22 protein-coding genes and 1 riboswitch are annotated in these 23,779 nt (G+C 69.4%); of the genes, 4 read left to right on the top strand and 18 right to left on the bottom strand.

The features are described 5' to 3' along the window. The first annotated feature begins 14 nt into the window (after window positions 1-14). Entirely contained in the window at window positions 15-989 is a 975-nt protein-coding gene (dapD, locus tag Q9R19_RS03515; RefSeq protein WP_311254955.1) for a 2,3,4,5-tetrahydropyridine-2,6-dicarboxylate N-succinyltransferase, read from the top strand. Between the two features lie 204 nt (window positions 990-1,193). After that, complete coding sequence (locus tag Q9R19_RS03510; protein ID WP_311254954.1) at window positions 1,194-2,660, top strand: DEAD/DEAH box helicase; 1,467 nt, start codon at window positions 1,194-1,196, stop codon at window positions 2,658-2,660. A gap of 151 nt (window positions 2,661-2,811) precedes the next feature. Here the strand turns inward: Q9R19_RS03510 and Q9R19_RS03505 are convergent, their stop codons facing one another. The 7 genes from Q9R19_RS03505 to Q9R19_RS03475 all read right to left on the bottom strand — a co-directional run bounded on the left by Q9R19_RS03505 (window position 2,812) and on the right by Q9R19_RS03475 (window position 7,592). Next, window positions 2,812-3,138: an SHOCT domain-containing protein gene (locus tag Q9R19_RS03505; protein WP_311254953.1), complete on the bottom strand. Its 327-nt coding sequence runs from the start codon at window positions 3,136-3,138 to the stop codon at window positions 2,812-2,814. A gap of 35 nt (window positions 3,139-3,173) precedes the next feature. After that, complete coding sequence (locus Q9R19_RS03500; RefSeq protein WP_311254952.1) at window positions 3,174-4,463, bottom strand: citrate synthase; 1,290 nt, start codon at window positions 4,461-4,463, stop codon at window positions 3,174-3,176. A 157-nt stretch (window positions 4,464-4,620) separates the two neighbouring features. Then, on the bottom strand, window positions 4,621-5,733 hold the full coding sequence (gene dapC, locus Q9R19_RS03495) for a succinyldiaminopimelate transaminase (protein WP_311254951.1): 1,113 nt from the start codon (window positions 5,731-5,733) through the stop codon (window positions 4,621-4,623). Beyond that, a complete protein-coding gene (gene fdxA / locus Q9R19_RS03490) occupies window positions 5,734-6,054 on the bottom strand; it encodes a ferredoxin (protein WP_311254950.1) in 321 nt (106 codons plus the stop codon). It abuts the gene before it with no gap. A 9-nt stretch (window positions 6,055-6,063) separates the two neighbouring features. Continuing rightward, window positions 6,064-6,525 carry a histidinol dehydrogenase gene (locus tag Q9R19_RS03485; RefSeq protein WP_311254949.1) on the bottom strand — a complete coding sequence of 154 codons (462 nt, stop codon included), beginning with the start codon at window positions 6,523-6,525 and terminating at the stop codon, window positions 6,064-6,066. A gap of 21 nt (window positions 6,526-6,546) precedes the next feature. Continuing rightward, a complete protein-coding gene (locus Q9R19_RS03480; RefSeq protein WP_311254948.1) occupies window positions 6,547-6,861 on the bottom strand; it encodes an AzlD domain-containing protein in 315 nt (104 codons plus the stop codon). Continuing rightward, window positions 6,858-7,592 (bottom strand): AzlC family ABC transporter permease, encoded by a 735-nt coding sequence (locus Q9R19_RS03475; protein ID WP_396653442.1) that lies wholly within the window; start codon window positions 7,590-7,592, stop codon window positions 6,858-6,860. Before Q9R19_RS03475 ends, Q9R19_RS03480 begins: the two co-directional genes overlap by 4 nt. 65 nt (window positions 7,593-7,657) lie before the next feature. Here Q9R19_RS03475 and Q9R19_RS03470 point away from each other — a divergent pair, with 65 nt between their 5' ends. Continuing rightward, entirely contained in the window at window positions 7,658-8,203 is a 546-nt protein-coding gene (locus Q9R19_RS03470; RefSeq protein ID WP_311254946.1) for an XRE family transcriptional regulator, read from the top strand. Window positions 8,204-8,229: 26 nt separating this feature from the next. Here the strand turns inward: Q9R19_RS03470 and Q9R19_RS03465 are convergent, their stop codons facing one another. Then, window positions 8,230-9,090, bottom strand: coding sequence for a phospholipase (locus Q9R19_RS03465; RefSeq protein WP_311254945.1), 861 nt, complete (start codon window positions 9,088-9,090; stop codon window positions 8,230-8,232). A gap of 325 nt (window positions 9,091-9,415) precedes the next feature. Continuing rightward, a complete protein-coding gene (gene typA / locus Q9R19_RS03460; protein WP_311254944.1) occupies window positions 9,416-11,332 on the bottom strand; it encodes a translational GTPase TypA in 1,917 nt (638 codons plus the stop codon). Window positions 11,333-11,448: 116 nt separating this feature from the next. On the opposite strand from typA, the gene Q9R19_RS03455 reads away from it, so the two are divergent. Then, window positions 11,449-12,207, top strand: coding sequence for a CPBP family intramembrane glutamic endopeptidase (locus tag Q9R19_RS03455; RefSeq protein ID WP_311254943.1), 759 nt, complete (start codon window positions 11,449-11,451; stop codon window positions 12,205-12,207). A 39-nt stretch (window positions 12,208-12,246) separates the two neighbouring features. On the opposite strand, the gene Q9R19_RS03450 is transcribed toward Q9R19_RS03455, so the two are convergent. The 9 genes from Q9R19_RS03450 to Q9R19_RS03410 all read right to left on the bottom strand — a co-directional run bounded on the left by Q9R19_RS03450 (window position 12,247) and on the right by Q9R19_RS03410 (window position 23,713). Further along, window positions 12,247-12,816, bottom strand: a complete 570-nt coding sequence (locus Q9R19_RS03450; RefSeq protein WP_311254942.1) for a PH domain-containing protein — start codon at window positions 12,814-12,816, stop codon at window positions 12,247-12,249. Further along, window positions 12,813-14,462, bottom strand: coding sequence for an ABC transporter ATP-binding protein (locus Q9R19_RS03445; RefSeq protein WP_311254941.1), 1,650 nt, complete (start codon window positions 14,460-14,462; stop codon window positions 12,813-12,815). Before Q9R19_RS03445 ends, Q9R19_RS03450 begins: the two co-directional genes overlap by 4 nt. After that, window positions 14,459-15,403 (bottom strand): ABC transporter permease, encoded by a 945-nt coding sequence (locus Q9R19_RS03440; protein WP_311254940.1) that lies wholly within the window; start codon window positions 15,401-15,403, stop codon window positions 14,459-14,461. The genes Q9R19_RS03445 and Q9R19_RS03440 overlap by 4 nt, the downstream gene beginning before the upstream one ends. Next, complete coding sequence (locus Q9R19_RS03435) at window positions 15,390-16,322, bottom strand: ABC transporter permease (protein ID WP_311254939.1); 933 nt, start codon at window positions 16,320-16,322, stop codon at window positions 15,390-15,392. Before Q9R19_RS03435 ends, Q9R19_RS03440 begins: the two co-directional genes overlap by 14 nt. A gap of 93 nt (window positions 16,323-16,415) precedes the next feature. Then, window positions 16,416-18,047, bottom strand: coding sequence for an ABC transporter substrate-binding protein (locus tag Q9R19_RS03430; protein WP_311254938.1), 1,632 nt, complete (start codon window positions 18,045-18,047; stop codon window positions 16,416-16,418). Between the two features lie 134 nt (window positions 18,048-18,181). Then, the gene (gene gcvP / locus Q9R19_RS03425; protein ID WP_396653458.1) at window positions 18,182-20,995 is read right to left on the bottom strand and encodes an aminomethyl-transferring glycine dehydrogenase; all 2,814 of its coding nucleotides are present in this window, start codon (window positions 20,993-20,995) and stop codon (window positions 18,182-18,184) included. 56 nt (window positions 20,996-21,051) lie between these two features. Continuing rightward, window positions 21,052-21,447, bottom strand: a complete 396-nt coding sequence (gene gcvH / locus Q9R19_RS03420; protein ID WP_311254936.1) for a glycine cleavage system protein GcvH — start codon at window positions 21,445-21,447, stop codon at window positions 21,052-21,054. Beyond that, a complete protein-coding gene (gcvT, locus tag Q9R19_RS03415; protein WP_311254935.1) occupies window positions 21,444-22,577 on the bottom strand; it encodes a glycine cleavage system aminomethyltransferase GcvT in 1,134 nt (377 codons plus the stop codon). Before gcvT ends, gcvH begins: the two co-directional genes overlap by 4 nt. Before the next feature lie 171 nt (window positions 22,578-22,748). Continuing rightward, a riboswitch (glycine riboswitch) is annotated at window positions 22,749-22,842 on the bottom strand. A gap of 100 nt (window positions 22,843-22,942) precedes the next feature. Next, a complete protein-coding gene (locus Q9R19_RS03410) occupies window positions 22,943-23,713 on the bottom strand; it encodes a carbohydrate ABC transporter permease (protein WP_396653457.1) in 771 nt (256 codons plus the stop codon). Window positions 23,714-23,779 lie beyond the last annotated feature (66 nt).

Here is a 23,779-nt window from a genome sequence, read left to right as displayed (position 1 = left end):
GCTAGCGTTGCACCATGAGCACTGCGCGCACCGCCTGGGGCATCGGCCTTCGCACCATCGCATCGGACGGCACCGATCTGGATGCCTGGTTTCCCGAGCTCGGCCTGGGCGAGCTGCCCGACGTCGCCGGCGCGCTCGGCGATGGGTCGCTGAGCCTGCCGGACAGGTCCCTGAGCCTGTCGAAGGGTGCCGACGAGCGCCGGGCCGTCACGATCGAGCCCGTCGCGCTGAGCATCGATCTGGATGCGCCGGTCGCCTCGACCCCGGATGCCTACCTGCGCCTGCACGCGCTCTCGCACCTGCTGGTGAAGCCGAACGAGGTGAGTGTGGAGGGGATCTTCGCGCATCTGCCCACGGTGGCGTGGACGAATGCCGGGCCGATGCTGCCCGCCGACGCGGCGCGCCTGCGCCCGGAGCTGCAGCGTCACGGCATCCAGGTGCAGGGCCTGGACAAGTTCCCGCGACTCACGGACTACGTGCAGCCGGAGGGCGTGCGCATCGCCGATGCGTCGCGCGTGCGCCTGGGCGCGCACCTCGCGCCCGGCACCACGGTCATGCACGAGGGCTTCGTGAACTTCAATGCCGGCACGCTGGGCGCCTCGATGGTGGAGGGACGCATCTCCCAGGGCGTGGTGGTGGGCGAGGGCAGCGACATCGGCGGCGGCGCCTCCATCATGGGCACGCTGTCGGGCGGCGGCACCCACCGCATCTCGATCGGCGCGCGCACGCTGCTGGGCGCCAACGCCGGCGTCGGCATCTCGCTCGGCGACGACTGCATCGTCGAGGCGGGCCTCTACGTCACGGCAGGAGCGAAGGTGCAGCTCGCCGATGCCGCGCCCACCGCCGACGGTCGCCGGCAGGCGGTCAAGGCCGCCGCGCTGTCCGGCGAGAACGGCCTGCTGTTCCGCCGCAACTCCCTGAGCGGAGCCGTCGAGGTGGTCCGCCGCCAGGGGCACGGCGTCGCCCTGAACGACGCCCTGCACGCCTGACCCGGTCTCGGCGTTCGTACAGTCGGGGCCGTCGGCGACTGCTACTGTTGATCCGACGCTCCTCGCCAAGCGAGACGTCTGCGTCGTCGACACGCTTCCGCACCGGCATCCGGTTCGCGGGCCCACCTCGAGCGGCGAAACGATGCGCGAACCCGCGCCGTCGCCCTTTCCGCAGTATCCCTGCGCCTTCCCCCGGAGACAACCATGCCTTCCTTCCTCGATCTCGGCGTGCCCGCCGCCCTCGCGAACGTGCTCGCCGCCGACGGCAAGACCGAGCCGTTCGCCATCCAGCGCGACACGCTCCCCGACTCCCTCGCCGGCCGCGACCTGCTCGGTCGCGGCCGCACTGGCAGCGGCAAGACCATCGCGTTCGCTCTGCCCCTGGTCGCCCGGCTGTCGGCATCCCCATCGAAGAGCCGCGCCGGCCACCCGCGCGGCCTCGTGCTGGCGCCGACCCGCGAGCTCGCCACCCAGATCGCCGCCACCGTCCGGCCGCTCGCCGAGGCCGTCGGCCTGCGGGTCACGACCGTGTTCGGCGGCGTCAGCCAGCGCCCGCAGGAGCAGGCCATGCGCTCGGGAGTCGACATCGTGGTGGCCTGCCCCGGCCGCCTGGAAGACCTCATGAAGCAGGGCGTCGTCTCGCTGGACTCGGTGCAGGTCGCCGTGCTCGATGAGGCCGATCACATGGCCGACCTCGGCTTCCTGCCCGGTGTCACCCGCATCCTGACCGCGACGCCCAAGAACGGCCAGCGGCTGCTGTTCAGCGCCACGCTGGATCGCGGCATCGACGCGCTCGCCAAGCGATTCCTGCACGACCCCGTCAGCCACGAGGTGGACGAGGCCAGCGTGCCGGTGGGCGAGATGACGCACCGCGTGCTGATCGCCGCCGACGCCGACGCCAAGAAGCAGCTCGTGCAGGACCTCGCCTCCGGCACTGGGCGCCGCATCATGTTCACCCGCACCAAGCACCACGCGAAGAAGCTCGCCAAGCAGCTGACCTCTGCCGGCATCCCGGCCGTGGATCTGCAGGGCAACCTCGGGCAGAACGCCCGCGAGCGCAACCTGGCCGCTTTCAGCGCCGATCCGGCCGACGGCGGCGTGCGCGTGCTGGTCGCCACCGACGTGGCGGCCCGCGGCGTGCACGTGGACGACGTCGAGCTCGTCGTGCACGTCGACCCGCCGGTCGAGCACAAGGCGTACCTGCACCGCTCGGGCCGCACCGCCCGCGCCGGCGCCGCCGGCACCGTCGTCACGCTGACTCTGCCGGAGCAGCGCCGCGACGTGAAGGACATCCTGCGCAAGGCGCAGATCGCCGTGGGCCTGGAGGACGTCACCCCGGCGATCGTCGCCGAGCTCGTCGGCGAGCGCGCCCCCAAGGTGAAGTACGTTCCGGCTCCGGCGCAGCCGCAGGGCACGCCGAAGGCCAAGTCCGGCCAGGGCCGCGGCAACGCACAGGCCGCCGGCCGTGGCCGTGGTGGCCGTGGTGCAGGCGCACAGGGCCAGGGCGCCGGCGCACAGCGCGACCAGGCTCAGCCGCGCCAGCGCGGCGCCGGTCAGGGCCAGTCGCGCCGCACCGCACAGGTCTACAGCACCACCTCGGGCACCCCCGCCGCCGCGCAGGGCCGCTCGCGCAGCGGCTCGCGCCGTGCCAGCCGCCCCCAGGGCAACTGACCCGCGAACACCTGCACGACCCGGGAACACCTGCACGGTCGGATCGCCCGATCCATCGTGCAGCCGTGCCGGGGTCGTGCATCTGTCCCGCTGAGCACACAGAAGAGCGGCCCGCCATGAACTCGTGGCGGGCCGCTCCTGCGTCAGATCGTCAGCTCTCCAGCGCCTTGGCGCGCGCGGCGACGTGCTCGACATCCGAGATCACACCACGGGCATGCAGGTCATCCAGCTCGGCGAGCCGCTGCTCGATCGACGGACGCTCGGGCGCCGCATCCGGCCGACGGAGCAACGCGCTCTGACCGATCTGCGCGGCGATCTGCGTGTCCATGGCCAGCGGATCGTAACCGGCCTTCTTGGCGACGTTCCATTTGCGAACGACGGTGACGATCATGAAGATCACGACGGCCACGAACAGCAGGCCGAACAGCACGAACACCCCGCTCAGATCGGGCCCGGTGTCGAAGAAGGCATCATCCATGAGCACATCCTATTCTGGACGGCCCGGACACGCGATCAGCGGCGCGGGAACTGCCGCTCCGGCGAGCCGACGTACAGCTGCTGCGGGCGGCCGATCTTGGTCTGCGGGTCGAGGTTCAGCTCGCGCCACTGCGCCAGCCAGCCCGGCAGGCGGCCGATGGCGAACAGCACCGTGAACATGCGCGTGGGGAACCCCATCGCCTTGTAGATCACGCCGGTGTAGAAGTCGACGTTGGGGTACAGACGACGCTCCTTGAAGTAGTCGTCGGCGAGCGCGATCTCCTCCAGCTCCTTGGCGAGGTCCAGCAGCGGGTCGCTGACGCCCAGCGAGGCGAGCACCTCGTCGGCGGCCTCCTTGACGAGCTTGGCGCGCGGGTCGTAGTTCTTGTAGACCCGGTGGCCGAAGCCCATCAGCTTGACGCCCTCCTCCTTGTTCTTCACCCGCTCCACGAAGCGCTGCACGCTCTGACCCGACTCGCGGATCTGCCCGAGCATGGTCAGCACCGCCTCGTTGGCGCCGCCGTGCAGCGGCCCGGAGAGGGCCTGGATGCCGGCCGAGATCGACGCGAACTGGTTCGCACCGGTCGAGCCCACCAGGCGCACCGTGGAGGTGGAGGCGTTCTGCTCGTGATCCTCGTGCAGGATCAGCAGCAGCTCGAGCGCCTTCGACATGACGGGGTTGACCTCGTACTCCTCGGAGAGCACGCCGAAGTTCAGCTTGAGGAAGTTGTCGACGAAGCTCAGCGAGTTGTCCGGGTAGAGGAACGCCTGGCCGACGCTCTTCTTGTGCGCGTACGCGGCGATGACCGGGAGCTTGGCGAGCATGCGCACCATGTTCAGCTCGACGTGCTCGGGGTTGTTCGGGTCGGTCTGCCCCTCGTAGTAGGTCGAGAGAGCGGCGACGGCCGACGAGAGCACCGACATCGGGTGCGCGGTGTGCGGCAGAGCGGAGAAGAAGTGCTTCAGATCCTCGTGCAGCAGCGTGTGCCGGCGGATCTTCTCGTCGAACTCGGCCAGCTCGGACGCGGTGGGCAGCTCGCCGTAGATGAGCAGCCAGGCCACCTCGAGGTAGCTGCAGTTCTTCGCGATCTGCTCGATCGGGTAGCCGCGGTAGCGCAGGATGCCCTTGTCACCGTCGATGAAGGTGATGGCCGACTTGGTCGAGGCCGTGTTCACGAAGCCGTAGTCCAGTCCGGTGTAACCGGTCTGACGGGTCAACGTCGAGAAATCGATGCTGCTGACGCCGCTCACTGACTCCAGCAGTGGGAACTCCGCGGTCGTGTCACCGATCGAAAGAGTCGCCTTGCCCGGCTGAGCTGCGCTCACGCCTACCTCCTGCTGCGTCTGTGTCGTCTGGGACGATGTCTGGCGCAGAGCGCCTGCCTGGTGTGGACCGCATCGCCTTTACAGCCTAGTCGCGCCCTCGGCCTACTGTGACATCCGCCAAGAGATGCGCGGATTCGCTACGGATTCCGACAACATCTCAGCCAGCGGCCGTCGTCAGACGTCCCGCGGCCTGCGCGACGCGCTCCAGTGGTGCGGTCAGCGAGATCCGCACGTGCTCGGCGGAGTGGTCGCCGTAGAAGTGCCCCGGGCCGGCCAGGATGCCGAGATCGGCGAGGCGCCCCAGGGAATCCCAGGCATCGCGCCCCTCGGTGACCCACAGGTACAGGCCGGCCTCGGAGCCGTCGATGCGGAAGCCCGCCGCGGTCACCGCGGGCACCAGCAGCTCACGGCGCTGTCGGTACAGCGCCTTCTGCGCGGCAACGTGCGCGTCGTCGCGCAGCGCCACGGCCATCGCGTGCTGCACCGGCGCGGGGGGCATGAGGCCGAGGTGCTTGCGAGCGGCCAGCAGATCGCCCACGACACGTGCGCAGCCGGCGACCAGCGCCGCCCGATAGCCGGCGAGGTTGGACTGCTTGCTGAGCGAGTAGACGCTCAGCAGACCGGAGCGGGTGCCGCCGGTCACGCGCGGGTCGAGCACGGAGGGGATCAGCTCGGACGCCCACGGCCCGTCCCATCCGAGCTCGGCGTAGCACTCGTCGCTGGCGAGCACGGCGCCCAGTTCGCGCGCGCGGCGGACGGCGGAGGCGAGCTCGTCGACGCTCCAGGTGCGTCCGTCGGGGTTGCCCGGGGTGTTGATCCAGATCAGCTTCGCGCCGTCGGGCCACTCGGCGGGGTCGTCGGCCGCCACCGGCGTGGCGCCCGCGACGGTCGCGCCGACCGCATAGGTCGGATAGGCGACGCGCGGATGCACCACGATGTCGCCCTCACCGAGCCCCAGCAGCAGCGGCAGCAGCGCCACCAGCTCCTTGGAGCCGATGGTGGGCAGCACGTTCTGCACGCCGAGATCCGGCACGCCGCGCCGCCGGGCGTACCAGTCGACGATCGCCTCGCGCAGCGCGGGCGTGCCCACGGTCTGCGGATAGGCGTGCGCGTCGGTCGCCTCGGCGAGCGCGACGCGGATCACCTCCGGCGTGGGGTCGACCGGCGAGCCGATCGAGAGGTCGATGAGTCCATCAGGATGCCGGGCAGCCCGCTCCCGGTAGGGCTCGACGGCGTCCCAGGGGTAGTCCGCGAGCTCGTGGACGCCCACTCACTCCCCCTGCGGAGGCAGCGCCGCGACGACGGCATGGTCGTACGGGAGCACGCCCACCTTGGCCGCGCCGCCCGGCGAGCCCAATTCGTCGAAGAACTCGACATTGGCCTTGTAGTAGTCGGCCCACTCGCCGGGAAGATCGTCCTCGTAGAAGATCGCCTCGACCGGGCAGACCGGTTCGCACGCACCGCAGTCCACGCACTCGTCGGGGTGGATGTACAGCATCCGCTCGCCTTCGTAGATGCAGTCCACGGGACATTCGTCGACGCAGGCGCGGTCCTTGACGTCGACGCAGGGAAGGGCGATCACATACGTCACACGACCAGTCTACGACGCGCGCGAGTCCCGTTCGCCCGGTGCGGTGACGGGGCGCGGCGACGCGTGCTGCAGCCGGGAGAGGTCAGGCCACATCACGACCAGCACGACGATGCCGGCGGCGACGTACATCCAGATGTTGCCGAGTGGCGTGTCGGGCACGACGATCGACCCGCCGGGGCCGCGCTGCGAGATGACCAGGATGAGCGTCAGCATGCCGAGGCCCGCAGCGAGGGCCGCCCAGCGATCGCCGGTCAGCGCACGCAGCGCGATCAGCAGCGCCGCGCAGGCGATCCCGCCCAGGACCAGGCCCACCGGGAACCGGCCCAGCGTGTAGCTGTGCGCGATGGTGGCGGCGATGCCGTACACAGCGCCGATGAGGACGGCAGCCAGCCAGGACAGACCACGGGAGATCACGGAGCGCACCGCACCAGCGTACTCGCGGATGCTGTGCCGCGCGCCCGCTGCGTCCACGCACGAGCCTCGCCGAGACAGTCAGGCCGCCCAGCCCAGCAGGCGCAGCAGCGCGGCGACGGCCGCCGCGGCGAACACCACCACGAGGAAGGACTGCCGCATCCACAGCAGGCCGGCCGCCACGAGCACGGCCGGCACCCTGGCATCCACGACGATCCCCTGCCCGGCACCCAGCGTCTGCACGGCCACCAGCGCGCCCAGCAGGGCGACCGTGAGCAGGTCCGAGATCCGCGCGGGCCGGGGCGCCTCGAGCACGTGAGCCGGCACCAGGTAGCCCGCCGCCTTCAGTGCGACGCAGATGCAGGCTGCCAGCAGCACGGCGTTCCAGACGGTCACAGCGACGCCCCCTCGGTGCTGCGGGCCTGTGTGCGGCCGAGCCAGTTGAACCACCCGACCACGATCGCGACGACGGCGGCGACCAGCACGGGCAGGCCGGGCATCAGCACGGGCGTGAGCATCGCGGCGACGACTGCTGCTGCGACGCCGACGGCGATCGCCTGGCGCTGTTTCAGCCGGGGCCACAGCAGCGCCAGGAACGCCGCTGCGGCCGCGGCATCCAGACCCCACGCCTTCGGATCGCCGAGCACGTCGCCCAGCAGCGCTCCCGCGAGCGTGGTGAGGTTCCAGCCGATCAGGATGCCCACGCCGGTGATCCAGAAGCCCAGCCGGCCCAGCGCCGGCGACTCCTGCGAGATCGCGACCGCCGTCGACTCGTCGATGGTCACCTGCGCTGCGGCCGTGCGCCGCCAGAACCCGTGGCCGATGATCGGCGACATCCGCATGCCGTAAGCGACGTTGCGCACCCCGAGCAGAGCCGCGGATGCGACCGCGGAGGGCAGCGCGCCGACCCCGCCGGAGCCGAGCACGCCGATGAAGGCGAACTGCGATCCGCCGGTGAACATCAGCAGGCTCAGCACGCAGGTCTGCCAGACATCCAGGCCGGAAGCCACGGCGAGCGCCCCGAACGAGATGCCGTAGGCGCTGGTGGCGATCGCCACCCCGAGCCCCTCCCGCCACACCTCGGCTCGGGTGCCGGCACCGACGTCTGTTCGCTTCATCGAACGCATGTCCATCATTCTGAACAGGGCAAGGCTGTGCGTCAAGTCGAACGATCGTTTGCCATACTGAACACATGGAACTGCGCGAACGCATCGCCCATGCACTGCGCCGCGAGCGCGAAGCGGCGGGGCTGTCGGTCTCGGAACTCGCCCGCCGCGCCGGCGTCTCGAAAGCGACCGTGTCGCAGCTGGAGAGCGGAGCAGGCAATCCGAGCGTGGAGACGCTGTGGGCGCTGGGCGATGCTCTGAGCATCCCCTTCTCCACCCTCGTGGACCAGAGCGCGAGCGCCCCACGGCTGATCCGCGTGGGCGACCACGCCGGCGTCCCGTCCGCGGCCGCTCCCTACCTGGCGACGCTGCTGTCGGCTGCGGCGCCAGGGACGCGCCGCGACATCTATCTGATCCAGGCGGAGCCGGGCGAACCCCGGCATTCGCTCCCCCACCATCCCGGCACGACCGAGCACGTGGTGCTGGTCTCGGGCGAGGCCCTGGTCGGCCCCGCCGAGGCGCCGGAGCTGCTGCATCCGGGCGACTACCTGTCGTATCCCGGCGACGCGCCGCACGTGTTCGAGACCCGCGAACCGGGCACGAGTGCCGTGCTGATCACCGAGCTGCGGTGATCAGCACCCCCGCGAACCGCAGGGGCTCAGTACCAGTTCACAGCGCGGGAGTGCGCCCAGGCGCCGCACGGGGTGCCGTAGGCGCGCTTGATGTAGTCCAGTCCCCACGAGATCTGCGTCGCGGCGTTCGTCTTCCAGTCCGCTCCGGCGGATGCCATCTTTCCGCCGGGAAGCGCCTGGGGGATGCCGGTGGCGCCGCTGGGATTGTAGGCCTGGTAGTTCCAGCCGGACTCCTTCTGCCAGAGGCTCGACAGGCAGGAGAACTGTCCGCCGCCCCAGCCGTAGCGGCCCGCCGCCATGCTGCGCGCAGTCGCCCGGGCGCCGTCCGGGGTGTTCGCGGCGGCGAGCGCCGCCGCGGCCGCGCGGCGTTCGGCTGCCGCCTTCTCCGCGGCGATGCGCTCGGCCTCGGCCTTCTTGCGTGCGTCGTCGGCGGCCTTGGCCTCCTTCGCGGCGGTCAGGGACTCCTGCAGCGCCGCAGTGTCCTGCTGCACGAGCACGGTGCTGCGGACCACGTCGTCGGTGAAGTCGCCCAGCTGCTCGGCTGTGGCCTCGTCAGCGACCGACAGCAGCCTGACGTCGTGCCTCAGATCGGCGATCACGACATCGTCGAGCGTCGTACCGGGCAGAAGCTCGGCGTCAGCTGCGACATGGTTGAGCGCGACGGCGTTGGTCAGCGCGATGCGGCCGTCCTTCTCGGCGGAGGCTGCGCGGTGCAGATCCGCTTCGGAGGGGGCGGCGAGAGCAGGGGCCGCGACGATGCCGCCTGCGGCGACGGCGGCGAGCACGGCACCGACGGCGATGCCGATCAGCGGACGGCGCATGGCCGTGCGGGCGGACGCGGCTGCGCCCACCCGGCGCGAGGCACGGGTGTGGGAGGAGGAATGCATGTGGGTTCGACTTTCGGGTCGTCGATGTGGCTTCGTCGGCCCGGAGCCCGCGCGGGGCCGCTCTTCGGGAGCGCATCCCGGGCACGGGGAACCAGTCTTCACCCGCCGTCTGGACGGAAGATGCCACCGACCTGGGCATTCCGTACCCGATTCGTGGGAATCCCGGGCTGGCACTCCCAAGTAGATGTGTTATGAGTTCGTTATCCCGGGCTCTGTGCATCCCGCCAGCCCCGTCCCGAAACCCCTCCTGAACGTCGAAACCCCTCCGGATTCGCGTCACCCACGAGGGGTTTCGGCGACCCGGAGGGGTCTCGGCGAAGGTGGGTCAGGCGTTGGCGTTCGCGTCCTGGCGCTTCAGGCGGGATGCCTCGCGGCCGCGCACCGTCTGGTCGAGGATCACCTTGCGGATGCGGACGGCATCCGGGGTCACCTCCACGCACTCGTCCTCGCGGGCGAACTCCAGCGACTCCTCCAGCGACAGGATGCGCGGCGGCGTCATCGACTCGAACGTGTCGGCCGTGGAGGAGCGCATGTTGGTGAGCTTCTTCTCCTTGGTGATGTTCACGTCCATGTCGTCCGAGCGGGAGTTCTCACCGACGACCATGCCCTCGTAGACCTCCTCGGTGGGACGCACGAAGAACGACATGCGCTCCTGCAGCGCGATCATCGCGAACGGCGTGGCGACCCCGGCGCGGTCGGCCACGATCGAACCGTTCTGACGGGCCACGATGGAGCCGGCCCACTCGTCGTAGCCGTGCGAGATCGCGTTGGCGATGCCGGTGCCGCGCGTGATCGAGAGGAACTCGGTGCGGAAGCCGATCAGACCGCGCGAGGGCACGATGAACTCCATCCGGATCCAGCCGGTGCCGTGGTTGATCATGTTGTCCATGCGACCGCGGCGGTTCGCCATCAGCTGGGTCACAGCGCCGAGGTGCTCCTCTGGCACGTCGATGGTGAGGTGCTCGTAGGGCTCGTGCACCTTGCCGTCGACCTTGCGAGTGACCACCTGGGGCTTGCCCACGGTCAGCTCGAAGCCTTCACGGCGCATGTTCTCGACCAGGATGGCCAGCTGCAGCTCGCCGCGGCCCTGCACCTCCCAGGCATCCGGGCGGCCGATCTCGTTGACGCGGATCGACACGTTTCCGATCAGCTCGCGGTCGAGGCGGTCCTTCACCATGCGGGCGGTGAGCTTGTGGCCCTTGACCTTGCCGACCAGCGGCGAGGTGTTGGTGCCGATCGTCATCGAGATCGACGGCTCGTCGACCTCGATCTGCGGCAGCGCGCGCACGTCGTCGGGGTCGGCGATCGTCTCGCCGATCATGATGTCGGAGAAGCCGGCGATCACTGCGATGTCGCCGGGGCCCGCGGATTCCGCCGGGTAGCGCTCCAGCGCCTTGGTCATCAGCAGCTCGGTGATGCGCGCGTTCTGGGTGGTGCCGTCCTGGCGCACCCACGCGACGGTCTGCCCCTTCTTGAGCGTGCCGTTGAAGACGCGCAGCAGTGCCAGGCGGCCCAGGAACGAGGAGGAGTCGAGGTTGGTGACCCAGGCCTGCAGCGGTGCCTCGTCGTCGTAGGACGGTGCGGGCACGTGCTCGAGGATCGCCTCGAAGAGCGGCTCGAGGTCGTCGTTGTCGGGCAGCTCGCCGTTGGCGGGGCGGGTGCGGGATGCCGCGCCGGCACGGCCCGATGCGTAGACGACCGGCACGTCGAGCAGAGCGTCGACGTCGAGGTCGGGCACGTCGTCGACCAGATCGGATGCCAGGCCGAGCAGCAGGTCCTGCGCCTCGGCCTCGACCTCGGCGATGCGCGCGTCGGCGCGGTCGGTCTTGTTCACCAGCAGGATGACGGGGAGCTTGGCCTCGAGCGCCTTGCGCAGCACGAAGCGGGTCTGCGGCAGCGGGCCCTCCGAGGCATCCACCAGCAGCACGACGCCGTCGACCATGGACAGCGCGCGCTCGACCTCGCCGCCGAAGTCTGCGTGACCCGGGGTGTCGACGACGTTGATCGTCACGGGCGTCTCGGTGTGCGCACCGTTGTAGGTGATGGCCGTGTTCTTGGCCAGGATCGTGATGCCCTTCTCACGCTCCAGGTCGTTGGAGTCCATCGCGCGCTCCTCGACGTGCGCGTGTTCGCCGAACGAGCCGGTCTGGCGGAGCATCGCGTCGACGAGAGTGGTCTTGCCGTGGTCGACGTGTGCGACGATCGCGACGTTACGGAGGTCAGAGCGGAGGGCGTGCGCCATTCAAGGGGTCCTATGCGGAGTTGTGGGAAAGTGAACGGCCGACCCCGACAGAGTCCAAGGGCGACGTTCCAGGATAGCGCACGCTCTCTGAACGCCCCCTGACCTACGATCGGAGGGTGACGCGAGCGAGAACGTGGTGGGAGATCGCGATCGTGCTCGCGCTGGGGCTCGGCCAGTCCGCGGTGTACGCGATCGTGCAGCTGGCGTACCGGCTGACCGCCAGCACTCCCCTGTCCCAGCAGACGACCACGCTGAACCCGTCGCGCAGCGACCGCGAGGTGTTCGACCTGATCTACCAGCTGCTCTCGATCGGCTTCGCGATCGTGCCGACACTGCTGGTGTGCTTCCTGCTGTGGCAATCGCGCCGCCCGCACCTCCAGGAGCTGGGGCTGGACGGCCGCCGGTACGGACGGGATGCCGGCTGGGGCGCACTGCTGGTGCTGGCGATCGGCATCCCGGGCATCGGACTGTATCTGCTGGGCCGGGCGCTCGGCTGGTTCGTCGCCGTCGATCCCGGCGGCCTCGGCGCGCACTGGTGGACGGTGCCGATCCTGCTGCTGTCGGCGGCGCGCGCATCGATCCAAGAGGAGTTCGTGGTGCTCGGCTACCTGTTCGCGCGCCTGCGAGAGCTGGGCTGGGGCGTCTGGCCGATCATCGTGGCGACCAGCGCGCTGCGCGCCAGCTACCACCTGTACCAGGGTCCCGGAGCGTTCGTGGGGAACTTCGCCATGGGGATGCTGTTCGGCTGGCTCTTCGCGCGCACGGGGCGACTGATGCCGTTCCTGGTCGCGCACTTCCTGATCGACGCCGCGGCGTTCGTCGGCTACCCGTGGGCGGCGGCGATGTGGCCGGCGCTGTTCGGGCTGCCGGGCTGAGGCGCGCTTCAGCCCGGCTCAGCGACCCAGGGAGCGGGGTCAGCGGGTGACGAGGACGGCGACGACCGCCCAGATGATCAGGACGGCCAGCACCGCGAGCGCGGGCAGGTCCCAGCCGCGCCGGATCGGATCGGCGGATGCTGCCGCCCCGGCATCCGCTTCGCTCTTGGCGCGGCGCAGCGCGGCGACCGCGTCATCGGCGCCGCCATTGGCATCCTCCAGCCGGCGGCCCGGGCCCAGCCGCTGCGGCCTGCGCCGCGCGGGGCCGCCGAAGCAGGTGAGCACGGTGCCGTCGTCAAGGGTCGCCTCGATCTGCCAGCGCATCCGGATCTGCTCCACCCGCGCCCACGGCGCACGTGTGGTGCGCAGCAGGTTCTGCACGAACAGGCCGTCCGGGGACGGCCGCACCCGTGAGGCGACACCCACGACGTGCACGACCCACAGCACCAGCAGCGGCCATGGCGCGAGCAGCAGCGCCCTGCCGATGCCCGCGCGCACCGCCGCGTCGATCAGCAGCGCCGCCACGAGCACCGCGCAGATGACGAGCATCGCCACCCCGCCCCTGTTGCGGAACGGGGTGGCGGTGCCGGCCGGTGGTTCGGATGTCACAGGGTGGCACCGCCGAGCGGCAGCGATGCTCCCGGGATCGCGTCGAGCAGGCGGCGGGTGTACTCCTCCTGCGGATCGGTGAAGATCGAATCCACCGTTCCCTGTTCGACGATGCGCCCCTTCTCCATGACGCACACGAGATCTGCGGCGACGCGCACCACGGCGAGGTCATGCGTGATGAACAGGTACGTCAGGCCGAGCTCGTTCTGCAGGTCCGACAGCAGGTGCAGGATCTGGTCCTGCACCAGCACGTCGAGCGCCGATACCGCCTCGTCGAGCACGACGATGTCGGGCTTGAGTGCCAGAGCACGGGCGATGGCCACGCGCTGGCGCTGGCCGCCCGAGAGCTCGTTAGGGTATCGGGACGCCAACTCGCGTGGCAGCGCCACCTGGTCCAGCAGTTCGAGCGCGCGCTTGTGCTGCTCATCGTTCGTGCCGATGCCGTGCACCTTCAACGGCTCCGCAATCAGGTTGCCGATGCTGCGCAGCGGATCGAGCGATCCGTACGGATCCTGGAACACCGGCTGCATGCGCCGGCGCAGCTTGAAGATCCCGACCCGCGACATCGTGCCGGCGGACTCGCCGTCGATCACGATCTCGCCGCTGGTGGGCTTCTCCAGCTGCAGCAGCATCTTGGCGACCGTGGACTTTCCCGATCCGGACTCGCCCACCAGCGCGAGCGTCTTGCCGCGCGGGATCGAGAACGAGACGCCGTCGACAGCGAGGAACTTCTCGCTGCGCAGACCACCCGACCGGATGGAGTACTCCTTCACCAGATCGCGCACCTCGACCATGGTCGGGGCGTCGTAGATCTTCTCGTCGACCTCGTGCGCGTGCGCGCCGATCCGCTTGGAGGCGAGGCTCGGCGCGGCGGCGACGAGCCGCTGGGTGTACGGATGCCGCGGATTGGTCAGGATCTCGGTGCTGTCGCCGGCCTCGACGATCTCGCCCTGATTCATGACGATGATGCGGTCGGCGCGATCGCTGGCCAGTCCCAGATCATGCGTGATCAGCAGCACCGAGGTGCCGCGCTCGGCGGTGAGGCTGGCCAGGTGGTCCAGGATCACGCGCTGCACGGTGACGTCGAGTGCGCTGGTCGGCTCGTCGGCGATCAGCAGCTGCGGATCCGCCGCCAGCCCGATGCCGATCAGTGCGCGCTGACGCATGCCACCGGAGAACTGATGCGGGAACTGATGCATCCGCCGTGCCGCGTCGGCGAGCCCGGCCTGCTGCAGCACCTCGACGGCGCGGTCGTGCACCTCACTTCGGCTCTGCGCCAGACCGTTGGCCTTGACGGCCTCCTTGACCTGGAAGCCGATCGACCACACCGGGTTGAGGTTGGACATCGGATCCTGTGGCACGTAGCCGATCTCGCGCCCGCGGATGTGCTCCATCTCGGCGCGCCTGGCCTTGGTGAGCTCGCGCCCGTCCAGGGTGATGCTGCCGCCGGTGACGTGCCCGGTGCCGGGCAGCAGATCGATGATCGCGGATGCCGTGGTCGATTTGCCCGAACCGGACTCGCCCACGATCGCGAGCGTCTCGCCCGGGAACAGGTCGAAGCTGACGCCGTGCACGACCTCGCGCACCTTCTTGCCGCTGCGGAACGCGATGCGCAGATCGCGCACGCTGAGAAGGGGTTCGCTCATCGCTGTGCCCTCGCCTTCGGGTCGACGGCGTCGCGCAGCAGCTCACCGAGCGTCACGAACGCGAGCACGGTGAGGGTCAGGGCCAGCGACGGCCAGAACAGCGCCATCGGCGCGGTGCGGAGGTTGGTCTGCGCCTGGCTGATGTCCAGACCCCACGACATGGTGTCGCCGCCCAGGCCGACACCGAGGAAGGACAGCGTCGCCTCGGCGACGATCGCGCTGGCCAGGGAGAGCGTGGCCACCACGATGACCGGCGCCATGGCGTTGGGCAGCACGTGCACGAGCATCGTGCGGAACCGCGACATGCCCACCGCTTCGGCGCCCATCACGAAATCGGCCTGTTTCACCCGCAGCACCTCGGCGCGCATGATGCGCGCCGTGGATGCCCAGGCGAAGCCGCCGATAGCGAAGGCCAGCACGAGCTCGTTGCGCTGCGGCAGCACCGACATCACCACGATCGCCGCGATGATGTAGGGGATGGTGAAGAAGATGTCGCCCACGCGGGAGAGCACCGAGTCCAGCCAGCCGCCGTAGAAGCCGGCGAAGGCGCCCATGACGATGCCGATGACCGTGCTGATCACGGTGGCCAGCCCGCCCACGATCAACGACGTGCGCGTTCCCCAGATCACCCGGGCGTACACATCGCAGCCCTGGCGGGTGAAGCCCATGGGATGCCCGAACTCGGACCCGCCATTGCTCTTGGTCAGGCTGCAATGCAGTGTCGGAGACACCTGCGTGAACAGCGTGGGGACGACCGCGACGACGATCACGAGCAGCACGAATGCGGCCGACACCCAGAACAGCGGCCGGCGGCGCAGGTCGCGCCAGGCGTCCAGCCACAGGTTGCTGGGCTTCTCGTCGATGCGGACGACATCGACGGGCACCGATGTGGTGTCCACGGGAGCGACGTAGTGCTCCGCGTTCCGATCAGTTCGAGACATAGCGGATCCTCGGATCGAGTAGCCCGTAGAGCAGGTCCACGAGCAGATTGATGAGCACGTACACCACGACGAACACCGTCACGAACGACACCACCGTGGGGTTCTCTCCGCGGATGATCGCCTGGTACAGGGTGTTGCCGACGCCGGGCACGTTGAAGATGCCCTCCGTGACCGTCGCCCCGACCATCAGCACGCCGAACACGGTGCCCAGATCGGTGACCATCGGGATGAGCGAGTTGCGCAGCACGTGCACGGGGATCACGCGGCGCCGCGGCAGCCCCTTGCTGTACGCGGTGCGCACCCAGTCCTGACCGAGCGTCTCGATGGTGGATGCCCGGGTCAGCCGCATGCTGGTGGCGTAGACGCTGAAGCCGAGCACCCAGGCGGGCAGCCAGAGATCACCCCAGTCGTTGTTGCCGCCCACCGTGGGTCTGAACCAGCCCAGCTGCACGGCCAGGAAGTACTGGGCGAGGAACGCGAGCACGAAGATGGGCACGGCCAGGAAGATCAGCGCGAGCACCAGCATCGAGTTGTCGAAGAGGCCGCCCTTGTCGAGCGCCGAGAACAGTCCCACGATGATCGCGAGGATGAAGGCGATGGCGACCGCCATCACCGCCAGGCGCAGCGTGACCGGGAATGTGCGCGCCAGGATCTCGATCACCGGCTGGCCGGAGAAGCTCGTGCCGAAGTCGAGCCGGAAGATGCCGCCGATGTACAGGAAGTACTGCACGATGAACGGCTGATCCAGGTGGTACTCGGCGCGCAGCCGCTCGAGCAGCGCGGGATTGGGCTGCTTGTCGCCGAACAGGCCGGCGATCGGGTCGCCCGGCATGGCGAAGACCATGAAATAGATCAGCAGGGTCGCGCCGAAGAACACGGGGATCGCCTGCAGGATCCGTCTGAGGATGTAGAAGGCCACCCTCGACCTCCCTTCGGGTGAGAGACGCGTCGGCGTCTCCGGACAGAGATGACGAGGCGGTGGTGCGCGGCACCACCGCCTCGTCGCGAAGGGTTACTTCGTCTTCTCGATCTCCCCGTACAGCGGGACCGAGTTCCAGCCGAACTGGACGTTCTTCACGTCCTCGCCGAAGCCGCCGACCACGTTCGAGTACCACAGCGGAGTGGCGGGCAGGTCCTTCAGCAGGACCTCCTGCGCCTCCTGGAACTTGGCGTTGGCCGCCTTCGGATCGGTCTCCGAGATGCCCTCGGAGAGCAGCTTGTCGAACTCGGGGCTGGAGTAGTCGCCGTCGTTCGAGCCCGCGTTGGTGGCGTACAGCGGTCCGAGGAAGTTGTACAGACCCGGGTAGTCGGCCTGCCAGCCGGTGCGGAACGCCGTGGTGATCGTGCGGTCGGTGACCTTCGCGCGCAGCTCCTTGAACGTCGGGTACGGAGCACCCGAGGCCTCGATGCCGAGCGTGTTCTTGATGGAGTTGACCGTGGCGTCGACCCAGGCCTGGTGGCCGCCGTCGGCGTTGTACGCGATCTGGAACTTGCCACTCCACGGGCTGATCTTGTCAGCCTCGGCCCACAGCTCCTTGGCCTTGGACTCGTTGAAATCCAGCACCTCGGCACCCTTGAGCGAGTCGCTCCAGCCGTCGATCACCGGCGAGGTGAAGTCGCTGGCGGGAGTGCGGGTGCCCTGGAAGATCACCTTGGTGATCTCGTCGCGGTTGATGGCCATCGACAGCGCCTGACGCCGCAGCTGGCCCTCTTCGCCACTGAAGTGCTCGAGGCTCTCCGGGATGGTGAACGACTGGAAGATGGCCGCCGGCTGGTTGACCGCGCGGTCGCCCAGGTCGGACTCGTAGGTGCCGAACGCGGAGTCCGGGATCGCGTCGAGCACGTCGAGCTCGCCACCGAGGAGGTCGTTGTACGCCGCGTCCTGCGTGGCGTAGAAGACGATGTTCAGACCGCCGTTCGCCGTCTTGCGCGGGCCGTCGTAGTCGGGGTTGACCACCAGGTCGATGCCGACCTCGTGCTTCCACGCGCCGTCGCCGTCGAGCATGTACGGACCGTTGCCGATCGGGTTCTCACCGAACGCCTTCAGGTCATCCCACGCCACGTCGGGCAGCGGGAAGTACGCCGAGTAGCCCAGGCGCTGCGCAAAGTCGGAGGCCGGCTTGTTGAGCGCGATCGTGAAGGTGTAGTCGTCGACCTGCTTCAGACCGGTCAGCTCGGAGTCCTCGTCGTAGCTGAAGCCCTCGATGTCCTCGAAGAAGTAGCTGGAGAGCTGCTTGTTCGAGGCGAGTGCGCCGTAGTTCCACGCCTTGATGAAGTTGTCGGCGGTGACCTCCTCGCCGTTGGTGAACTTCAGCCCCTTGCGGATCTTGACGGTGAGGTGCTGCGGGTCGTCGACGCTGATGTCCTCGGCCACGTCGTTGTACACCGAGCCGTCGGCCGCGTAGCCGATCAGGCCCGCGAAGATCGAATCGAGGATCTTGCCGCCCCCGACCTCGTTCGTGTTGGTCGGGATCAGCGGGTTCTGCGGTTCAGAGCCGTTGACCTTGATGATCGCGCTGGCGTCGACGTCGGAGCCGCCGCCGCCCTTCTCGGGCTTGTCGCCCGAACTCGCGCAGCCGGCGAGCGCGAGTGCGCTCACGGCGAGCAGCGCGACGCCCGCAAGGGTGATCTTGTTGTGCTTCACTGTGTCCTCCTGTGGACCGGGTCAAGCGCGCGCTCCGCTTCGAGCGCGCTCAGGTTCGATGGTACGTCGGTTGCCACGGCAACGTGCGTCATGGGTGCAAGTGTTATCCCCTCTTAACCGAATCCCCGTGCTGGTCAGGCGAACGCCTCCACCGGGGGGCAGGCGCACACCAGATTGCGGTCACCGTAGGCCTGATCGATGCGGCGCACCGGCGGCCAGTACTTCGTGGCCACCAGGGCGCGGACGGGGTACGCGGCCTCCTCGCGGGTGTACGCGTGCGTCCACCCCCCCGAGATCAGCGATTCCGCCGTGTGCGGCGCGTTCACCAGCGGGTTGTCGTCCGCGGGCCAGCGACCGGCTGCCACGGCATCCGCCTCGGCCTTGATCATGATCATGGCCTCGACGAACCGCTCCAGCTCGTCCAGGTCCTCGGACTCGGTCGGCTCGACCATCAGCGTGCCCGGCACCGGGAACGACATGGTCGGCGCGTGGAATCCGAAGTCGATCAGGCGCTTGGCGACGTCGTCGACCGTGATGCCCGTGGACTCCTTGAGCGGACGCAGATCCAGGATGCACTCGTGCGCGACGCGCCCCTGCTCGCCCGTGTAGAGCACCGGGTAGTGGTCCGCCAGGCGTGCGGCGACGTAGTTCGCCGACAGCACGGCAGCCGCGGTGGCGTCGCGCAATCCCTCGGCGCCCATCATGCGCACGTACGCCCACGAGATCGGCAGCACGCCGGCGGAACCGTAGGGCGCACCGGAGACCGGGCCGCCCTCGAACACGTGGCCGCCCGCGTGCACGTCCCTCTGCGCCTGCGGATGCCCGGGCAGGTGCGGCGCGAGGTGCGCCTTCGCCGCCACCGGGCCGATGCCGGGACCGCCGCCGCCGTGCGGGATGGCGAACGTCTTGTGCAGGTTGAGGTGCGAGACGTCGCCGCCCAGGTCGCCGAAGCGCGCGTAGCCGAGCAGCGCGTTGAGGTTCGCGCCGTCGACGTATACCTGACCGCCCGCGTCGTGCACGGCGGAGGTGATCTGGACCACCTGCTCCTCGTACACGCCGTGCGTGGACGGATAGGTGATCATCAGCGCCGCGAGGCTCTCGGCGTGCTTCTCGATCTTGGCGCGCAGGTCGTCGAGGTCGACGTTGCCGAGCTCGTCAGTCGCCACGACGACGACCTTCATGCCTGCCAGCACGGCGGATGCCGCGTTGGTGCCGTGTGCCGAGGACGGGATCAGGCACACGTCCCGCTCCGTCTCGCCATTCGCGTGGTGGTAGCCGCGGATCGCGAGGAGCCCCGCCAGCTCACCCTGCGATCCGGCGTTCGGCTGCAGCGAGACAGCATCGTAGCCCGTCACCTCGGCCAGCCAGGCCTCCAGCTGGTCGATCATGGCCAGCGACCCCTCGACATCCTCCGCCGGGGCGAACGGATGCAGCTGGGCGAACTCCGGCCAGCTGATGGCCGCCATCTCAGTGGCGGCGTTGAGCTTCATCGTGCACGAGCCCAGCGGGATCATTCCCCGGTCGAGCGCGTAGTCGCGGTCGGCGAGCCGCTTGAGGTAGCGCATCATGGCCGTCTCGGAATGATGCACGTGGAAGACCGGATGCGTGAGGTACTCGTCCTCCCGCAGCAGGCCGGTCGGCAGCGCCCCGGTGGACCCGCCGTCGACGCGCCCGAAGACGCGCTCCTCCTTGCCGCCGAACAGCACCGCGACGCGGTGCAGGTCGGTGACCGTGGTGGTCTCGTCCACGGCGACGCCGACGGTGTCGGCATCCACCAGCCGCAGCAGGATGCCGGCTCGATGGGCCTTCTCGACCAGCGCGGCCGCGCCGCCCGCCACTCGCACGTTCAGGGTGTCGAAGAACGCGTCGTGCACGACCTCCGCACCGGCCTCGACCAGCCAGTCGCGCAGCAGCGCCGCGTTCGAGGCCACCTCGCGACCGATCGCGCGCAGACCGTCCGGTCCGTGGTACACCGCGTACATCGACGCCATCACCGCCAGCAGCACCTGGGCGGTGCAGATGTTCGAGGTGGCCTTCTCGCGGCGGATGTGCTGCTCGCGGGTCTGCAGCGACAGCCGGTACGCGGGGTAGCCCACTGCATCCTGCGAGACCCCGACCAGGCGGCCAGGCAGCTGACGCTCCAGCCCCGCGCGCACGGCCATGTAGCCCGCGTGCGGACCGCCGAAGCCCATGGGCACGCCGAAGCGCTGCGTGGTGCCCACCGCGACGTCGGCGCCCATCACGCCCGGCGAGCGCAGCAGGGTGAGAGCGAGCAGGTCGGCGGCGACCAGGGCGATGCCGCCGGCGAGGTGGGCCGCCTCGATCACGGCGGTCGGGTCCCACACCCGCCCGGATGCACCGGGGTACTGCACGAACACGCCGAACAGCTCGGCGGGCAGCTCCTCGCCGCCCGCGAGGTCGCGCTCGACGAGCTCGATGCCCACGGCCTCCGCCCGCGTGCGCAGCAGCGCCCTGGTCTGGGGCAGCGCATCGGCGTCGACGACGAACACCGGGGTCTTCGCCTTCGAGGCGCGCCGCGCCAGCAGCATCCCCTCGGCGACGGCCGTCGACTCGTCGAGCATCGACGCGTTGGCCGTGGTGAGCCCGGTGAGGTCGGTGACCATGGTCTGGAAGTTGATCAGCGCCTCCAGGCGCCCCTGCGAGATCTCCGGCTGGTAGGGCGTGTACGCCGTGTACCAGGACGGGTTCTCGAGCACGTTGCGCTGGATCACGCTCGGGGTGAACGTGCCGTAGTAGCCCAGGCCGATCATGGCCCGGTTCACGGTGTTGCGGTTGGCCAGGGCGCGCAGCTCGGCGAGCGCCTCGGCCTCGGATGCCGCGGCGGGGATGACCGATGTGGATGCAGGGGACAAGATCGACGCCGGCACGGCCTGGCGCATCAGCGCCTCGACCGGCTCCTCGCCCTCCACGCCGAGCGCGCGCAGCATGTCCCGCTGCGCGTCGGCCGTCGTCCCGATGTGGCGGTCGGCGAATGAGGTCACTCTCACGCCTCCGTGATCGCGACGTAGCCGTCGCGGTCGAGCAGGCCGTCGAGCGCACCGTCCGCGACCCCGACCTTGATCAGCCAGGCGTCCTCGAACGGCGACGAGTTCAGCAGCGCCGGGTCATCGACCACGGCGTCGTTGATCTCCACCACGGTGCCGGCGACCGGCGCGTAGAGCTCCGAGACCGACTTGGTCGACTCCGCCTCGCCGAACACGTCACCGCGGCTCAGCTCGGTGCCGACCTCGGGCAGCTCGACGAAGACGATGTCACCGAGCGCGTCGGCAGCGAAGTCGGTGATCCCGATGGTCGCGAGCTGGGTCGCTGAGCCCGTCGAAGAGTCGAGCGCCACCCACTCGTGCTCTTCGCTGTACTTGAGGGCGTTCAGATCGGTCATTTCTTCCTCCGGTAGAAAGGCAGGGCGGTCACGGTCGCGGGGATCCTGGTCCCGCGCACATCAAGGAATACTGCGGTTCCCTCCTCGGCGGAAGAGGGATCGATGAAGGCCATCGCGATGGGATGCCCGAGCGTCGGGCTCAGCGCACCGCTGGTGATCTCGCCGATCGCGGCGCCATCGGCATCCACCACGGCGTAGCCCGCGCGACCGGCGCGGCGGCCGTCGGCGGTCAGGCCGACGAGCACGCGGGAGCCGCCGGCCGGGTTGACCGCATCCTTGCCGACGAAGCGCTCCTTGTCGGCGACCACGACCCGTCCGAGCCCCGCCTGCGCCGGCTTGATCTCGCGGCTCAGCTCGTGGCCGTACAGCGGCATGCCCGCCTCCAGCCGCAGCGTGTCGCGCGCGGCGAGACCGGCCAGGACCAGACCATGCGGCGCGCCGGCGGCGAGCACGGCATCCCACAGCGACTCGGCGTCATCGGCGGCGACCAGCAGCTCGAAGCCGTCCTCGCCGGTGTACCCGGTGCGCGCCAGCAGCAGCGGTCGGCCGTTCCAGGTGGCGCCCGCCCACGAGTAGTACTTCTGCTCGCCCCACGGGATCGAGACATCGTCGATGCCGTCGACCGCGGTGAGGATCTGCTCGGCGGCAGGGCCCTGCACGGCGATGAGCGCGTAGTCATCCGAGACATCGGCGACGTCGACCTGCCGCCCCGCTGTGCGGGCGCGCAGCGCCTCGCGCACAGCGTCCCGGTTGCCGGCGTTGGAGATGATGAGGAAGTCGTCGTCGGCCAGCCGGTAGACGATGACGTCGTCGACGATGCCGCCGTCCTCGGCGAGCAGCAGGGAGTACTTCGCCCGGCCCACCGCCATCGCCGACAGACGACCGGCGAGCGCGTAGTCGAGGTAGGAGGCGGCGTCGGCCCCGCGCACCGTGAACTCGGCCATGTGCGAGATGTCGAACACGCCCGCGGCCTGGCGCACCGCGTGATGCTCGGCCAGATCGGACGTGTAGCGCACCGGCATCTGCCAGCCGCCGAAGTCGGTGAATGAGGCGCCGAGCGCCTCGTGGCGCGCACGGAGTGGGGTGTAGCGCGGCTGCGCCGCGGAATCGGTCGGGGGCGTTTCGGTCACGGAGTTCTCCCGGTCAGGATCGGGCCGGACGCCATCATCGGCGTCCGCGGAACTCCCCCTCTGTCATCGGGCCTGAGAGCTTCGCCCTGTCTCGAGAACGAGGGGGCTTTCACCGTCGGCGGAGATCGCAGCGGGTGGACCGCGTCGCTCGATCTCGCTTTTCAGAGCGGCCGGACCAGCACGGTATGGATACCTGAGAGATTGGCGGGGAGGCTTGCTCCTTCGGTGCCCGGCTGCGATCACCGGACTCTCCCGCACAGGTCGTTCGGCCTGTGTTAAGTTGTGGCACTGCATCCGACAGCATACCGGCTGGGCCGGGATTCCGGATGCTCGGATCGCGTCCTTCTCGTCCTTCTCAGTCCTTCTCAGCCCTTCACCGCGCCGGAGACCAGGCCGCTGGTCATGCGCCCCTGCACGATCACGAAGAACACGATCACGGGGATGGCGACGATGGTCGATGCAGCCATGACCTGCCCCCAGTCGATCGCCTGGGTGGCGCTCTGCTGCACGAACCCTCGCAGCCACAGCGGCAGGGTGCGGTTGTTCTCCATGATCACGAGCGCGACGGTGAACTCGTTCCAGCACTGCAGGAACGCGAAGACCCCTGTGGCAACCAGGCCGGGAGCCAGCAGCGGGAAGGTGATGCGCATGAACGCCTGTGTGCGGCTGAGCCCGTCGATCATGCCGGCCTCCTCGAGCTCCACCGGCACGCCGGCGACGAATCCGCGCAGCATCCAGATGGTGAACGGCACGACGGCGGCGACGTACAGGATGCTCAGACCCAGCACGTTGCTGAGCAGTCCGAGTGCCGACATCATCTTGTACTGCGCGATGAACAGCCCCTCGGCCGGCAGCATCTGGATGAGCAGGATCGTCACGATGAAGCTCACCCGGCCGCGGAAGCGGAACCGGCTGATGGCGACCGAGGCGAGGAAGGCGAACACCAGGCACACCGCGACCGACAGCAGCGTCACGCTCACGCTCACGCCGAGCGCGGCGAAGAACTGCGGAGTGAGCACGCGCCCGAAGTTCTCCAGCGATCCGCCGATCGGCAGGAAGGTCGGGGTCGCGGACTCGAGGGTCGCAGCGGAGAGCATCGACGAGTTGACCATCCAGTACACGGGGAACGCCCACATGACCGTGAGGATGATCGCCAGGATGCTGAACAGCCACGTGCTCGGACGGAACCGGCGGCGGGTGCG

The sequence above is a fragment of the Microbacterium sp. ARD32 genome (assembly GCF_031844385.1).
Taxonomy (GTDB): Bacteria; Actinomycetota; Actinomycetes; order Actinomycetales; family Microbacteriaceae; genus Microbacterium.
This window is presented reverse-complemented; position numbering and strand designations above follow the sequence as displayed.